Source organism: Agromyces mediolanus (assembly GCF_014648575.1).
Classification (GTDB): domain Bacteria; phylum Actinomycetota; class Actinomycetes; order Actinomycetales; family Microbacteriaceae; genus Agromyces; species Agromyces mediolanus.
Genome location: NZ_BMRJ01000001.1, coordinates 1591152 through 1605677 on the forward strand (window position 1 = coordinate 1591152; position 14526 = coordinate 1605677).

Annotated in this window: 15 protein-coding genes; 9 read left to right on the plus strand and 6 right to left on the minus strand. The window is 72.7% G+C overall.

Going from position 1 to position 14526, the window contains the following annotated elements; translation table 11 throughout:
- Window positions 1–9: 9 nt before the first annotated feature.
- The gene (locus IEY71_RS07510; protein WP_189084613.1) at window positions 10–1746 is read right to left on the minus strand and encodes an L-aspartate oxidase; all 1737 of its coding nucleotides are present in this window, start codon (window positions 1744–1746) and stop codon (window positions 10–12) included.
- 71 nt (window positions 1747–1817) lie between these two features.
- On the opposite strand from IEY71_RS07510, the gene IEY71_RS07515 reads away from it, so the two are divergent.
- The gene (locus tag IEY71_RS07515; protein ID WP_189084614.1) at window positions 1818–2753 is read left to right on the plus strand and encodes a LysR family transcriptional regulator; all 936 of its coding nucleotides are present in this window, start codon (window positions 1818–1820) and stop codon (window positions 2751–2753) included.
- A 194-nt stretch (window positions 2754–2947) separates the two neighbouring features.
- Here IEY71_RS07515 and IEY71_RS07520 read toward each other — a convergent pair whose 3' ends face one another.
- On the minus strand, window positions 2948–3487 hold the full coding sequence (locus tag IEY71_RS07520) for an Rv1352/Rv1906c domain-containing protein (protein WP_189084615.1): 540 nt from the start codon (window positions 3485–3487) through the stop codon (window positions 2948–2950).
- Window positions 3488–3695: 208 nt separating this feature from the next.
- On the opposite strand from IEY71_RS07520, the gene IEY71_RS07525 reads away from it, so the two are divergent.
- Window positions 3696–5096, plus strand: coding sequence for an APC family permease (locus IEY71_RS07525; protein ID WP_189084616.1), 1401 nt, complete (start codon window positions 3696–3698; stop codon window positions 5094–5096).
- A gap of 96 nt (window positions 5097–5192) precedes the next feature.
- On the opposite strand, the gene IEY71_RS07530 is transcribed toward IEY71_RS07525, so the two are convergent.
- The gene (locus tag IEY71_RS07530; RefSeq protein WP_189084617.1) at window positions 5193–5456 is read right to left on the minus strand and encodes a putative antibiotic biosynthesis monooxygenase; all 264 of its coding nucleotides are present in this window, start codon (window positions 5454–5456) and stop codon (window positions 5193–5195) included.
- Between the two features lie 103 nt (window positions 5457–5559).
- Here IEY71_RS07530 and IEY71_RS07535 point away from each other — a divergent pair, with 103 nt between their 5' ends.
- A complete protein-coding gene (locus IEY71_RS07535) occupies window positions 5560–6156 on the plus strand; it encodes a TetR/AcrR family transcriptional regulator (RefSeq protein WP_189084618.1) in 597 nt (198 codons plus the stop codon).
- Here IEY71_RS07535 and helR read toward each other — a convergent pair.
- Window positions 6131–8428 (minus strand): RNA polymerase recycling motor ATPase HelR, encoded by a 2298-nt coding sequence (helR, locus tag IEY71_RS07540; RefSeq protein WP_308426127.1) that lies wholly within the window; start codon window positions 8426–8428, stop codon window positions 6131–6133. The genes IEY71_RS07535 and helR overlap by 26 nt on opposite strands.
- Window positions 8429–8504: 76 nt before the next feature.
- Window positions 8505–9038 carry a hypothetical protein gene (locus IEY71_RS07545; protein ID WP_189084619.1) on the minus strand — a complete coding sequence of 178 codons (534 nt, stop codon included), beginning with the start codon at window positions 9036–9038 and terminating at the stop codon, window positions 8505–8507.
- A 436-nt stretch (window positions 9039–9474) separates the two neighbouring features.
- Between IEY71_RS07545 and IEY71_RS07550 the strand changes: the two genes are divergently transcribed.
- The 5 genes from IEY71_RS07550 to IEY71_RS07570 all read left to right on the plus strand — a co-directional run bounded on the left by IEY71_RS07550 (window position 9475) and on the right by IEY71_RS07570 (window position 12924).
- On the plus strand, window positions 9475–10143 hold the full coding sequence (locus IEY71_RS07550) for a GntR family transcriptional regulator (RefSeq protein ID WP_189084620.1): 669 nt from the start codon (window positions 9475–9477) through the stop codon (window positions 10141–10143).
- Window positions 10143–10781: a GntR family transcriptional regulator gene (locus tag IEY71_RS07555; RefSeq protein ID WP_189084621.1), complete on the plus strand. Its 639-nt coding sequence runs from the start codon at window positions 10143–10145 to the stop codon at window positions 10779–10781. The genes IEY71_RS07550 and IEY71_RS07555 overlap by 1 nt, the downstream gene beginning before the upstream one ends.
- A 486-nt stretch (window positions 10782–11267) precedes the next feature.
- Window positions 11268–11573 (plus strand): helix-turn-helix domain-containing protein, encoded by a 306-nt coding sequence (locus IEY71_RS07560; protein WP_189084622.1) that lies wholly within the window; start codon window positions 11268–11270, stop codon window positions 11571–11573.
- Between the two features lie 47 nt (window positions 11574–11620).
- Window positions 11621–12118, plus strand: coding sequence for a ClbS/DfsB family four-helix bundle protein (locus IEY71_RS07565; RefSeq protein ID WP_189084623.1), 498 nt, complete (start codon window positions 11621–11623; stop codon window positions 12116–12118).
- On the plus strand, window positions 12115–12924 hold the full coding sequence (locus tag IEY71_RS07570) for a carbon-nitrogen hydrolase family protein (RefSeq protein ID WP_189084624.1): 810 nt from the start codon (window positions 12115–12117) through the stop codon (window positions 12922–12924). The genes IEY71_RS07565 and IEY71_RS07570 overlap by 4 nt, the downstream gene beginning before the upstream one ends.
- A 21-nt stretch (window positions 12925–12945) precedes the next feature.
- Here the strand turns inward: IEY71_RS07570 and IEY71_RS07575 are convergent, their stop codons facing one another.
- Entirely contained in the window at window positions 12946–14163 is a 1218-nt protein-coding gene (locus tag IEY71_RS07575) for an aminotransferase class I/II-fold pyridoxal phosphate-dependent enzyme (protein WP_229781571.1), read from the minus strand.
- Between the two features lie 166 nt (window positions 14164–14329).
- Between IEY71_RS07575 and IEY71_RS07580 the strand changes: the two genes are divergently transcribed.
- The coding region (locus IEY71_RS07580; protein WP_229781572.1) for a hypothetical protein at window positions 14330–14526 on the plus strand (197 nt) is incomplete at its 3' end.

The window sequence follows — 14526 nt, forward strand, 5'->3', positions numbered from 1 at the left end:
CGCGGGCCGCTACTCGACGAGCTTGCCGGCCAGCGAGATCTCGCCGCCCATCAGCTCGGCGATCTCGGCGGGGATCTCCGGGATCGACTCGCGCACCACGCCGGTCGAGGGCGACCAGACGAGGTTGACCTGCAGCGCCGGGTCGAGCTCCGGGTAGTCGCTGCGGTTGTGGCAGCCGCGGGTCTCGCGGCGCTCGAGCGCCGCCTCCAGGGTCGCTCGGGCGGCGAGCGCGGCGGACTTCAGGTCGAAGGCGTGCGCGAGGTCCTGGAAGCCGGCGATGTCGGGGTGGACGCCCACCTGGGCGATCCGCGCCTCGATCGCGTCGAGCTCCGCGAGCCCGGCGCGCAGGCCCGCCTCGGAGCGGACGACGCCCGCGTGCTCGGTCATGGTGTCGCGGATGGCGCGCTGCAGAGCCCGCACGTTCTCGGGCCCGTCTGCGGCCAGGAGCGCGGCGATCTCCTCGCGCGCGGTCGCGACCGCCTCCGCGGAGCGGGACTGCGCCGGCAACCCGGCCGAATAGGCCGCGGCGGCCTGTCCGACGAGCCGGCCGTAGACGAGCAGCTCGATGAGCGAGTTCCCGCCGAGGCGGTTCGCGCCGTGCAGGCCGCTCGCGGCCTCGCCGATCGCGTAGAGGCCCGGGACATCCGTCGAGTGGTCCTCCGAGCGCACCCAGACGCCGCCCATCGAGTAGTGCGCGGTGGGCGCGATCTCGATCGGCTCCTTCGTGATGTCGAGCATCTGCAGCTCGAGCATCGTCTGGTAGACGCGGGGGAGCCGGGTCATGATCGTCTCGCGGGGGAGGTGCGAGACGTCGAGCCAGACGCCGCCGTTCGGCGTGCCGCGGCCCTCCGCGATCTCGGTGTAGCACGCGAGGGCGACGCGGTCGCGGGTGGACAGCTCGGCGCGCTCGGGGTCGTACTTCGGCATGAAGCGCTCGCCGAGGCCGTTGCGGAGGATGCCGCCCTCGCCTCGGGCCGCCTCGGAGACGAGCGTGCCGGCCGCGCTCTCCGGCTCGAGGATGCCCGAGGGGTGGAACTGCACGAGCTCGGGGTCGCGGATGCGTCCGCCGGCCTCGACGGCGAGGCGGAAGGAGTCGCCGGTGTTCTCGTCGCGGCGCGAGGAGGTGCGCCGCCAGATGCGGTTGTGCCCGCCGGCGGCGAGGATGACGGCGTCGGCGTGGATGAGGTACCGGGTGCCGGTCTCGAGGTCGAAGCCGTAGGCGCCGAAGACCGCGCCGTCGTTGTTCACGAGGATGCGGGTGACGTAGACGGTGTCGAGGACCGGGATGTCGAGCTGCGCGGCCCGGTTGATCAGGGTGCGCTGGATCTCGAGCCCCGTGTAGTCGCCGGCGAAGGCGGTGCGGCGGTAGGTGTGGGCGCCGAAGAAGCGCTGGGAGATCCGGCCGTCCGCTTCGCGAGCGAAGGGCATGCCGTAGCGTTCGAGGTCGTCGATGCCGCGAGCGGCATGCTTGGTGACGGTCTCGACCGTGTGCGGGTCGGCGAGGAGGTAGCTCTCCTTGAGCGTGTCGGCGGCGTGCTGCTGCCAGCTGTCCTCGGCGTCCATGGTCGCGAGCGCGGCGTTGATGCCGCCGGCCGCGAGCGAGGTGTGGGCGTCCGACTTGGGGCGCTTCCCGAGCGCGAGCACGTCGACGCCGGCCTCGGCGAGTTCGATGGCGGCGCGGAGGCCGGAGCCGCCGGTGCCGATCACGAGCACGCTGGTGGAGATCTGCCGTTCTGAGGTCTGCATGCGCCCGAGGCTAGGTCGATCGCGTCGATTCCTCCAATGCATTTATAGAGTCATCACGATGCGCTTAGGCTATGCATGTGAACCTCGAGCAGCTGCGCGGCTTCGTCGCGGTCGCACGCCTCGGCAACTTCACGAGGGCCGCGTCGGAGCTCCATCTCGCGCAGCCCTCGCTGAGCCGGCAGATCGCCGCGCTGGAGCAGGACCTCGGCGCCGAGCTCTTCCACCGCGCCCGCACCGGGGCGACGCTCACGGTGGCCGGCGAGTCCCTGCTGCCGCTCGCGCGGCGCATGCTCGCCGACGCCGAGTCGGTCCGGCGCGAGCTCGCCGAGCTCGCCGGGCTCGAGCGCGGGCGGGTGCGGCTCGGCGCGACGCCCACGCTCTGCATCAGCCTCGTCGCGGAGGTGCTCAGCGTCTTCCACACGGCGCACCCCGCGATCGAGCTGCACCTGTCGGAGCAGGGCTCCCGGCGCCTCCTCGACGAGCTGGCCGGTGGGGAGCTGGACCTCGCGCTGATCACGACGTCGGATGCCACGGCGGCCGAGCGCTTCTCCGTCGTCCCGCTCATCGACGAGGAGCTCGTCGTCGTCTCCTCGGCGGCGGCACCGCCGGTGGTCGCGGGGGACCGCATCTCCCTCGCCGAGCTCGCCGCGCTCCCGCAGATCGTGTTCAGTTCGAGCTACGACCTGCGCAGCGCGACCGACGGCGCCTTCCGTGCCGCCGGGCTCTCGCCCGAGGTCGTGCTCGAAGGGGCCGAGATGGATGCCGTGCTGCGCTTCGCCGAGCGCGGCCTCGGCGTCGCGATCGTGCCGGCGATGGTGCTCATCGACCGTCCGGGCCTCCGCTCGGTCCGGCTGCGCGGCGAGACCCTCACCCGCACGATCAGCCTCGCCCGGCCGTCCGATGTCGCGCCCACGATCGCCGTGGGTGTGATGCAGCGCACGATCGCGGCGACGGCCACGGCGTTCGCCGCCCGCGCGGGCGACACGATGCGGCTCGTCGGGGCGTGACCCGATCGCAGGCTGCGCCGCCCGCGTTTCTGCGTCGATCCGAACGGCTTCTTGAGCTGGACTTGAGCTGATCCTGAGCTGTCTGCGTCAGGCTGGAGCCGTGCTCGCAGGGGCCGCCAGTACACCGCAGCTCACCGCTTCCTGACCCGAACTCGAAGCGTGGATCAGCGGCCGGGCGGCCCCTGAGCAGCGCGTCAGCCGACCCGCTCCCAGCCGATGCAGCCCGTCGAGCTGAAGTCCTGCCCGGCTTCGACGACGACCGAGACGGGGTCGCCCGCCCCCTGCCCGGTTTCGAGCAACGCGCCGGCGCCCGGTTCCGCGGGGTCCGCGACCGAGATCGACCACGTGCACGCCTCGTCGCCGGCCACCGCCTCGTAGGTCCCCGGCACCATCGAGGTGCCGCCCGTGTACCAGCGACCGTCCTCGAGCGCCGTCACTGGCAGTGCGGCTTCCGCCGCGGCGACCGCCTGCTCGCGGGCGACGAGCTCCGCCTCCCGCTCGGCGAGCGCCCGCTCGCGGGCCTGCAGCCCGGCATCCTGGTCCTCGTAGGCGCCGAGCTGTTCGACGAGCCGGTCGGCGCGGTCCCGGTCGAGCTGCAACTGCGCCTCGAGCTCGACGATCCTGGCCTCGTCCGTCGCCCAGATCGTGATGGTCGCGGCGACCGCCGCCGTGGCGATCATGGAGATGCCGATCAAGGGGAGCAGCAACCGGTTGGCAGGCAGATGGAACTCCATCGTCCGCTCCTCGGGTCGGTTGCAGGCACTCGTAGCAGTATGGCCTACCGGCACTGAGGAATCCTCCCCAGTTCAGGGGGCGCCTGCGGGGAATGTGCCCCGCTCGCGGGTGCGCATCCGGGGCGCCCATCTATGGCATGCTTGTCCGGCGCCGAACACCGTTGGTTCTCGCCTCCTGGTGCCGCGCACGGCTCATGAAGGAGAGAGCATGGCTTCAACGTCGGTGAGCGCCCCGAGCAAGGGCGCCAGCCTCAAGCGGAACCTCGGACTGTGGGCCATCGTCGGCCTCGGCCTGGGGTACATGACCCCGACCGTGGTGTTCGACACCTTCGGCATGGTCGCTCGCGATACGGACAACGTCGTCCCGGCCGCGTACCTCGTGGCGCTCATCGTGATGATGTTCACGGCGATCAGCTACGGCAAGATGGCCGGTGCGATCCCGAGCGCGGGCTCCGCCTACACCTACGCGCGGGAGTCGATCCACCCCAACGTCGGGTTCATGGTCGGCTGGACCTCGCTCATCGACTACGTGCTGCTGCCGATGGTGAACTGCCTCATCATCCGCAGCTACCTCGAGGCGCTCTTCCCCGAGATCCCGGGCTGGATCTGGGTCGTGATCTACTGCGCCCTCGTCACCTCGGTGATCTACCTCACGATGCGCGGCACCTCGAACATCAACATGCTGCTGCTGGTCTTCTCGATCGTCGTGATGGCCGTCTTCGTGGTGATGGTGTTCGCGCAGCTCATGCGCGGCGAGGGGCAGGGCACCGTCGCCTCCATGCAGCCGTTCCTGCACGACGGCGTGACCCTCGGCGCGGTGCTGATGGGCGCGACGATCGTGTGCTTCTCGTTCATCGGCTTCGACGCGGTCACGATGTACGCCGAAGAGGCGAAGACGCCGAAGATCATGCCGAAGGCGATCCTGCTGACCGTCGTCATCGGCGGCGCGATCTTCCTCGTCGCGGCGTACTTCACCCAGCTCCGCTTCCCGTCCTCCGACGCCTTCCCCGTCGAGGCGATCGAGGACAGCACGCTCCCCGAGATCGGCCTCCAGGTCGGCGGGCCCGTGTTCCAGGCGATCCTCACCGCCGCGGGCTTCGCGGCGACGCTCGCGTCCGGACTCGCGTCGCACGCCTCCGTCTCGCGCATGCTGCTCGTGATGGGTCGCAACAACGTGCTGCCGAAGCGCTTCTTCGGGTACATCAACCCGAAGACGCACACGCCGACCTTCAACATCGTGCTCGTCGGCGTGATCAGCCTGCTGGCCGCGGCCTTCACCCTCGAGCTCATCGCCGCGTTCATCAACTTCGGCGCGCTCATCGCGTTCACCTTCGTGAACGTCTCGGTCATCGCCTGGTTCGCGATCCGCAAGGGCCGTCGGCGCACGCCGAAGGACATCTTCACCTTCATCGTGCTGCCGGGGATCGGCATGGTGCTCACCGGCGTCCTCTGGGCGAACCTGCACGTCGACGCGCTGATCGGCGGCATGGCCTGGGCCGTGATCGGCTTCGTCTACCTGCTGGTCCTGACCCGCGGGTTCCGCCGCAAGGTCGCGGCCTTCGACGAGGCGCAGCCGGTGACCGGGTTCAACAAGGTCGTCGACGAGTAGTCGCCGCGAGCGATCGCGCCCCTCGGCGTGGACGGGCCCGGGATCGCCGATCCCGGGCCCGTCGGCACGTCTGCTCCGCTCGGTGGCCTGCCCCGCTCAGCGCCGGCGCAGCCGCCCGTACCCGGCCAGCAGGCGCGGCACCACGAGGTAGACCGCGAGTGGCACCACGATCGCGGTGAGCAGCAGCGCGCGAAGCACGGGGTTCCAGTCCGCCCAGAGCGGGGCGAAGGCGAGCATGCCGATCGCGACGAGCGGGAAGATCGCGAGCCAGGTGAGTGCGGCACGCAGGTGGATCGAGGGCGGCGCCGCGGGCGCGCCGGCGGGAGCGGTCGGGTTCGAGGTGGGCGGTTCGGTCGACATGGCATTCTCCAACTGTTTGGTTGCTTCCAACTGAACGGTTGCAACCATAGGGTGGGCTCGTCTATTCCGCAACCGCCCGGTTGGACCTTGCTAGCCTGCTGGCATGGCCTGGGACACCGAGGGCACCAAGCGCCGACTGCTCGACGCCGCGACGGTCGAGTTCGCGCAGCACGGCTTCGCCGGCGGGCGCGTCGACCGCATCGCCGCGGCCGCCGGCGTCAACAAGGAGCGCATCTACCAGTACTTCGGGAAGAAGGGCGAGCTCTTCGACGCCGTCCTGGTGAGCGAATTGCGCCGGGTGATGGACGAGGTGCCGCTGCGCGGCGAGGGCCCCCGGGCCGTCGCCGACTACGCGGGGCGGCTGTTCGACCACCACGTCGATGACCCGACCGTCCCGCGGCTCGTGACCTGGGAAGGGCTGGAGCGTGGGCGCGACACGGTCGCCCGGGCCGAGCGGCTCGAGCACCACACGTCCAAGGTCGCGGCGCTGATGCGGATGCTTCCGGGCGTCGACTCCGCCGGGGCCGCCGAACTCCTCCTCACGATCGTCACGCTGTGCGACTCATGGCCGGTGCTGCCGCAGGTCGACGAGTTCCTGAGCGGGCGCGTCGAGGGCCGACGCGCGGAGCGGCGCGCCAGCATCGTCGGCACCGTCGAACTCCTCGCCCGCGAGCTCAGCGCCGAGTCGGCGCGCCGCTGAGCACGACGAGCCGCCGGGTCGCCCTGGTCATCGACACGTAGCGGTCGACCGCGCCCTCGATGCCGTCCCCGAAGCCGTCGGGCTCGACGAGCGCCACGAGGTCGAACTCGAGGCCCTTGGCGAGCTCCGGGGTGAGCCGGCGCACTCGGGGGTGCCCGGCGAGCGCGGCCTCGACGACGGTCCTCGTCGAGTCGGCGACGGCGGCCGAGTGGATGACGCAGGCGCTCGCCTCCGGGTGCTCAGCCGACCATGCCTCGAGCACCGTCGCGAGCTCGGCGAGGGGGAGCCGCTCGACCGGGTGCCCGCTCGAGCGGATGCTCCTGGGGACGTTCGCGTCCGGGATGGCGGCCCGAATGCCGGGCGCGGCCTCGGCCATGATCTCCGCCGGAGTGCGGTAGTTCACGGTGAGCCCGGCGAGCTCGACGCGGCCGAAGCTGACCCGGCGCATCCGATCGGCCCAGGACTCCACGAAGCCGTGCCGCGCCTGCGCCCGATCGCCCACCACGGTGAAGCTGCGGGAGGGGCAGCGGGCGAGCAGCATGCGCCACTCGGCATCCGTCAGTTCCTGCGCCTCGTCGACGACGACGTGCGCGAACGGGCCGTCGAGCGGGGCGGTGCGCTCCGGTCCCGGCAGATCGCCCAGCAGCGTGTGCTGCACGTCCGCCCCGCGCAGCATGGTGACGAGCCCCTCGCCGTCGTCGTCGGCCGCGATGAGCTGATCGACCACCAGGTCCATCTGCTCGCGATCGGCCTCGGCCTCGGCGCGCGCGCGGCGGATCCGGCCCGGGGCGTCCGGGTCGCCGATGCGACGGCGGGCCGCGTCGAGGTAGGGCACATCCGCGCGGGTCCACCTCCTGGGCTCGTCGCGCCGGAGCGCCTCCGCCTCCGCCTCGCTCAACCACGGCGCGCAGCGTCGCAGGTGATCGGGCGAGCTCCAGAGATCGGCGATCACCCCGACCGGGTCGAGCAGTGGCCAGGCCCGATCGAAGCGACGCCGCAGCGCTTCGTCCGCCTCCAGCTCCCGCCGCAGGAGCCGGGCGGGGACCCCGGCCGGCTGCTGGTCGGCGAGGATCTCCAGCACCGCCTCCCAGACGACGCCGCGCGCCTCGTTGTGCGGCGTGCCCGGCTCGGGGGCGGCGAACGCCTCGGCCCACTCCACCGGGCCGAGGAACGACTCGCCCCACTGGGTGTCGACCAGGAATTCCGCGGTCGGCGGCACCTCGTACGCGTCGACCGCCGCGCCGACGGCGCTCAGCAGCCGGGCGCCGGCCTTCAGCGCGGCCGCCGCGGGGGAGCGCTCCGGCGCCAGCGCCGCGCCCTCGGGGGCGAAGTCGCTCGGCACGGCCATCGCGACCTCCTGCTCGCCGAGGCTCGGCAGCACGTCGGCGACGTAGTCGAGGTAGGGATGCGAGGGGCCGACGACGAGGACGCCGCCGCGGTGCGCGGCGACCCGGGCGTCGGCGTAGAGCAGGTAGGCGGCGCGGTGCAGGGCGACCACGGTCTTGCCCGTTCCGGGGCCGCCGTCGACCACGAGCGCGCCCTCGGAGCCGGCGCGGATGATCGCGTCCTGGTCGGCCTGGATCGTGCCGAGCACGTCCCGCATCCGCTCGGAGCGGTCGGTGCCGAGGCTCGCGATGAACGCGGACTGGTCGTCGAGCGCGAGCGCACGCCCGTCGCCGCCGGGCTCGAGCAGCTCGTCCCAGTAGTCGACGATCCGGCCCCGGGTCCAGCGGTAGCGGCGGCGGCTGCGGAGCCCCATCGGCTGCGCGGGCGTCGCGGCGAAGAACGGCTCGGCCGCCGGCGTGCGCCAGTCGACGAGGAGCCGTTCGCCGTCTGGGCCGGCGAGTCCGATGCGGCCGATGTAGCGCGGCGCTTCGCCGTCGTCGACGACGATGCGCCCGAGGCAGGCGTCGATGCCGTAGCGCCGGAGCGTGCGGAGCCGGCTCTCGAGCCGGTGCACCTCGAGGTCGCGATCGAGCGCGGCCTGACCGTGCCGGGCCGGTGATCGGAGCGCCGCGGCGAGGGCCTCGCGGGCTTCGGCGATCGCGGCGGCGAACGCCTGCTCGATGGCGGCGAAGTGCTGCTCGTCCTCGGCGAGGAGCGCCGGGCTCGACTTCTCGGCGAGGTGGGCGGGCAGGTGGAAGGGGCTCGCGGACAGGGGTCCTCCAAGGGCGGCAGACGGGGTGGGTCCGCCAGTATGCGCCGCCGAGGGGGCCTTGCGGCAAGCCCCTGGGCCCGCGGTATCCTGGAACTGCAGGCGACCGCAGCCCACCGAGGCGTCGGCGCACGGCCTTCGCTCCGGGTGATCCGGCCCGCGGGACTCGTCACAGAGGGTCCGGCCTGGGCGATCAGGCCGGAGGTTGCGGCCGGTCGGCGGGCCTCGGCAGCGGCCCGAGCACCTCGGTGCGCCGTCGTCGGCGATCGGCCTCGTGACGGGACGTGATCGCGCGCTCCGCCCCGTCGGGATCGGCTGCCCGGATCGCCTGTGCCAGGCTCAGGTACGCAGCCGCGCCGCGCCTGGAGGGGCGAACGGGGGAGCGCTCGGCCAGCAGCACGAGGGTCTCGAGCAGCAGCGGCACCTGCGCGGCTTCGGCGAGGCGGCGGACGAAGGCCAGCTCGACGGCGTCCACCTCGCGCCCGGCGGATTCCGTGCGAGCGTCGGACTCCGCTGGAGGGGCGGCTTCCGCGGGATCGGCGGCTTCCGCTGGATCGGCGGGCTCCGCTCGCTCGACGGCGGCGACGAGCCGCTGCGCCGCGTCGAGCAGCGCATCGGCGTGCGCGATCGAACGGTGCACGGCCGCGCGCCGAGCCGCGGCGACCTCGAACGCCAGGCGGGACTCGCGATGATCGTGCTCGGAACTCGACTCGGCCTGCGTTCGCATCGTGGCGGCTCTCCCTGTGCCGGTCCGCGCCGTTCGGCGCGTGGTCGGTGCATCCCCGTTCCCGGCGTCGCACGCTGCGCCGCCGACTCAGCTCGATCGAGCGGGATGCCAATTCAACCTGAGCACGAGGGGGCCCGGACCGTTTCCCCCAGGTTCCGGACCCCCTCTCCGCACCGATTCCCAGTCGCGCGGAAGCGTCGACATCAACGCTCGCGATGATGTGGACGTCCCGAACATAGCACATGGGATACCATTGTCTCGATCTGTGTTGCCTCATGCTTCGCTCGGCTGCGAGTCCCGCCTTCTGGGGTGGGCCGCCCGGGCGAACTCGGCGCGCCCGCGCGCATCGTTGCTGATACAGTTCTGCTATGTCGTTCAGGATGCAGTTTTCGCGTGGCAGTGCGGCCGCGCGCGTCGGCAGACTGAGCGTGGCGGCATGACCGACCAGGTGCGTACCGAAGCCGAGCGGGTCGCCGACGCCTTGCGCGAGTCGATCATCGCCCGCACTCGTCCGCCGGGGTCCCGCCTCATCGAGCGCACGATCGCAGCAGAGCTCGGCGTGAGCCGGCTGCCGGTCCGCGATGCGCTCCGGGTGCTCGAGCGCGAAGGACTCGTGGCGCGCGTCGGCCGCAGCATCGCGGTGCGCCAGCTCGGGCTCCGCGATCTCGGCGAGCTGGCCGAGGTCTCCGAGGCGTTCGACGTGGTGGCGGCGCGCCTCGCCGCCGAACGGCGCGACGACGCAGAGGTCGAGCGCATCCGCAGCACCTTCGCCGAGGTGGGCCGGTCGATCGGCGGCGACGACGCCGGCGCCACGGCCCGGTCGGTCCTCGCGTACCGTGGCGCCATCGCGGACGCCTCGCGCAATCCGTTCGTGCTCGAGATCAGCACGCTGCTCCGCGGCCGTGAGGCCGGAGCGGTGCTCGCGCCTCGGCTGATCGCCGAGCACGGTGCAGCCGTCGTGCGGGCGATCGAAGCGCGCGACGCCGCGGCGGCCGACGAGGGGGTGCGCGCCCAGTACGCGGCCGCTCGGTCGGCGGTGCGCGCCGAGGTGCTCGCCGAGCTCGAGGCCAAGGTCGCCGCGAGCCGCGCGGCGGGAGGGCGATGATGGCGAGCGAGCCGGCGGCCCGGGTCCCCGAGGCGAAGCGCATCCAGATCGCGTTGCGGCAGCAGATCGTCGAGGGCCAGCGCGTGCCCGGTACCCCGCTGGTCGAGCGGTCGATCGGCGAGGAGTTCGGCGTCAGCCGCTTGCCGGTGCGGCAGGCCATCCAGGGGCTCGTCGCCGAGCAGCTCGTCGTTCCGGGCGGTGCGCGCTCACCCGCGACCGTGCGCGGCTTCGACGACGAGGAGCTCGACGCGCTGAGCGTCGTGCACGCCACACTCGAGCGGCTCGTCATCCGCTGGGCCGCGATGCGCCGTACGGCCGAGCAGGTCGAAGCGCTCCGCTTGATCGTGCCAGAGACCGCGCTCGACGGCGCGGTCGACGCCGCTGCGATGCGCCGGGCCGTGCTCGAGTTCCGCGCGTACCTCTTCGTCATGGCCGACAGCCCCATCCTCGACGAGCTCAACCAGCTGGTCGGCGCCCGAGTGACGCAGGTCATCTCGCACGCGCTCGAGCCCGCCGTCGCCGGCCACTACCTCGAGGCGCTGTACCGGGCGATCGCGCTCGGCGACGCCGAGCTGGCCGAGACGGTCCTCGGCGAGTACATCGCGCCGGGCAAGTTCGACTCGGCCAAGCGCGCCTGACGCCTGACGTCTGACGCCTGTCCGGCCGGGCGGCAGGGGCGGCTCGGCCGCTGCCCGCGCCCAGCGGATCTGCGGGCGGCCGTGGCGGCGGCCGCGCCCGCGCCCGCCTCGATCCGTCGGCGCCCGGTGCTGGAGCCCGTACTGGCGTGCGTTCGGCACTCACGGCGCGGCTCGTTTCGGGATGCCATGGATCCACCTCAAACGCGGCAGGTCGCCTGGAATTACAGGGGCAAGTCAGGGTTTCGATCTGGAGTTGCATCCCGTGGATAGTTCGCGATACCATCATTCTCGTCGCGAACGGCGCTCGATCGGGTTGAGGTCGAACAAGCCTGTAGTGCCGAGCGCGATGCTCCGTTTCCTCGGGGCTTGCAACGCAGTTGCAAACGGGCTCCCGAGACCTGGATCCCCCCGGATCACCCGAGTCTCGGGAGCCCGATCTCTGCCCCGGGGCGATCGGACGGCCCAGGGCGATCGGGAAGGGTGGACATGCCGACACGACGCGAGCTCGACGGAGCTCCGGGGCGGATCGCCTCGATGCAGCAGGCGCTCGCCGGGGCGGCTCGGGCCAGCGTGCTCCGGCACGTCGTCCACCATCCGCGCAGCTCGCACACCGAGATCGTCGCGAGCACCGGAGTGAGCCGCGGCTCGGCGACGACCGCGCTCCGCGACCTCGAGCAGCTCGGCTACCTGGTGGTCGACGGTCCGAGGGAGGGACGAGTCGTCCGCTATCGAGCGGTCGACGACCAGCTCGCGGCCGACCTCGCTGCGCTGTCCGACTGGCTGCTCGCCTGAGTCCACCCGCCCGAGCTGCGCGCGAGGCATCCGTCTACGATGGGACCATGCCGACTCCGGAGACGCAGATCGCCCTGCAGGCCGCCGCGATGCGGTCGCTCCGGAGCCTCGAAGCGGTCGTCGACGCCATCCCGCCGTCGGAGCGCGACGCTCCGTTCCGCGATCGCGACGGGCGGGATCGCGATCTCCAGGACGTCCTCGATCACGTGTTCGCCTGGCACGAGCTGCTCCTCGGCTGGATCGCGGCGATCGAGCGCGGCGAGACTCCGGCATACCCGGCCGAGGGGTTCTCCTGGAGCGAGCTCGACGAGCTGAACCTCAGCCTCCGCGACCGTACCCGCACCCGCGGCGGCGCCGAACGCGCGTTCGCGCGGCTGCAGGGCAGCCACGCCGTCGCCCTCGCGAAGGTCGGCGCGCTGGACGCCGACGTCCTCTTCGATGCCACGCGGTTCCCCTGGCTCGGCGGGCCGCTCGCCGAGCCCGTGCACGAGTGCCTCGGCGGTCACTACGACTGGGCCGTCGGAGCGATCGGGGCGGCGCGGTGACCGCGGGCGCGGCGCTCGGCGTCGCGGTCGGCCAGTTCGCACCGGTCGCCGACGTCGCAGCGAACCTCGCGCAGATCGAGCGGCTCGCACAGCTCGCGGTGGCGCGGGGTGCGAAGCTCGTCGTGCTCCCCGAGTACGCCATGTTCTTCACGCCCGAGCTCGGCCGGGAGATGGCCGAGGCGGCCGAACCGGTCGACGGCGCCTTCGTCGGCGCATTCAGCGCCCTCGCCGGACAGCTCGGCGTGCACCTCGTCGCCGGGATGCTGGAGCGACGCGACGACGGCCGGTTCTCGAACACGCTCGTCGCGGCCGACGCCGACGGGGCCGTGGTCGCGCGCTATCGCAAGCAGCACCTCTACGACGCCTTCGGTCAGCGGGAGTCGGAGCACGTCGCTGCGGGCGAGCTGGCCGCGCCGGAGCTCTTCGAGCTCGACGGCTTCACCGTCGGCATGCAGACCTGCTACGACCTGCGCTTCCCCGAGGTCACGCGGACCCTCGTCGACGCGGGCGCCGAACTCGTCCTGGTGCCCGCGGAATGGGTGCGCGGACCGCTGAAGGAGCACCACTGGCGCACGCTCGCCACGGCCCGCGCGATCGAGAACACGGTGTACCTGGCCGCCGCGGACCAGACGCCGCCCGTCGCGGTCGGAGCGAGCCTCGTCGTCGACCCGATGGGGGTCGAGATCGCGGGCCTCGGCGAGGAGGCCGGGGTGGCGATCGCCTGGCTCGAACGGGACCGACTCGATCGCGTTCGACGGGTCAACCCCGCGCTCGAGCTGCGCCGCTACCGCGTCGTCCCGCGCTGATCGGGCGCGCGGCCGGCCGCTTCAGGCCGCGCCCAGCGCGGCGAGACGCGCGGATGCCTCCCGCAGCACGTCCTCGCGCTTACAGAAGGCGAAGCGCACGAGCCGGGCGACCTCGTGCCGGTGCTCCGGCCGGACGAACGCCGAGACCGGGATGCCGACGACGCCGGCGAGCTCCGGCAGGCGGCGGCACAGCTCCTCGGCGTCGTCGAAGCCGAGCGGACCCGCATCGGCCACGACGAAGTAGCCGGCGCGCGGGCGGGAGACGACGAAGCCCGCAGCTTCGAGCCCCGCGGAGAGCAGCTCGGCGCGCCGGCCCAGCGATGCGGCGGCGGCCGTGAACACCGCATCGGGCAGGTCGAGGCCCGTCGCGATCGCGGGCTGGAACGGGGCGCCGTTCACGTAGCTGAGGTACTGCTTCACGGCGAGCACCGCGGTGACGAGCTCCGGGCGGGCCGTCACCCAGCCGATCTTCCAGCCCGTGGTGGAGAACGTCTTGCCGCCCGAGGAGATGCTGATCGTGCGCGAGCCCGCGCCCGGGCGGCCCGCGATCGGGCGGTGCGGCCCGTCGAAGCGGAGGTGCTCGTAGACCTCGTCGGTGACGAGGAGTGCGTCATGCCGTTCGGCGAGCTCGACGAGGAGCTCGGCGGTGGCGTCGTCGAGGACGGCCCCGGTGGGATTGTGCGGGTCGTTGACGATGATGAGCCGGGTGCGATCGGTGACGGCCGCGCGCAGCTCGTCGTGGTCCGGGCGCCACTCGGGGAAGCGCAGCGGCACGGTGCGATGCACGCCGCCCGCGCGGGCGATGAGTGCGGCGTACGCGTCGTAGTACGGCTCGAAGGTGACGACCTCGTCGCCGGGCTCGACGAAGGCCAGCACGGTCGCCGCCAGGGCCTCGGTCGCGCCCGCGGTCACGAGCACCTCCTGCTCGGGGTCGACCTCGATCCCGTACCAGTGCCGCTGGTGCCGGGCGATCGCCTCCCGCAGCACCGGCATGCCGGTGCCCGGCGGATACTGGTTCATCCCGCTCCGGATCGCGTCGATCGCGGCCTCGAGCACCACCGCCGGGCCGTCCTCGTCGGGGAAGCCCTGACCCAGGTTGATGGCGCCGGTGCGCTGCGCGAGCGCGCTCATCTCGGCGAAGACGGTGGCCGCGATGCGCCCATCGGCGCCGAGCAGCCCGGCGCCGGCCGCGGTGCGCTGCCAGGGGGAGAGGTGGCCCTGAGCGAGGGAATCGGTCACGCTCACACCGTACCCGCAGCGCCCGGCGCTACGCTGGCGAAGGCCGGCCGCCGGCCGCTCGTGCCGTTCGGAGGCTTCACTGCCGGCCGATAGCCGATCCATAGACTTCGCCGATGCCGCGCACAGCTTTCGCCGCGAGAGTGGGGTCAGCTTGGAAGGAGCAGACATGACCGATCACACCACCGGCCCCGTCTCGGAGGAGCCGCGGGACCCCGAGGAGCGTGACGTCACGGAAGCCGCCGACGTCACCGGAACGAACGACGCCGCCGCGCCGAGCGTCGCCGAGGCCGCCGCAGCGGCTCCCGCCGCCGCGCCGAGCGCCCCCGAGGCCGCCGCAGCGGCTCCCGCCGCCGCGCCGAGCGC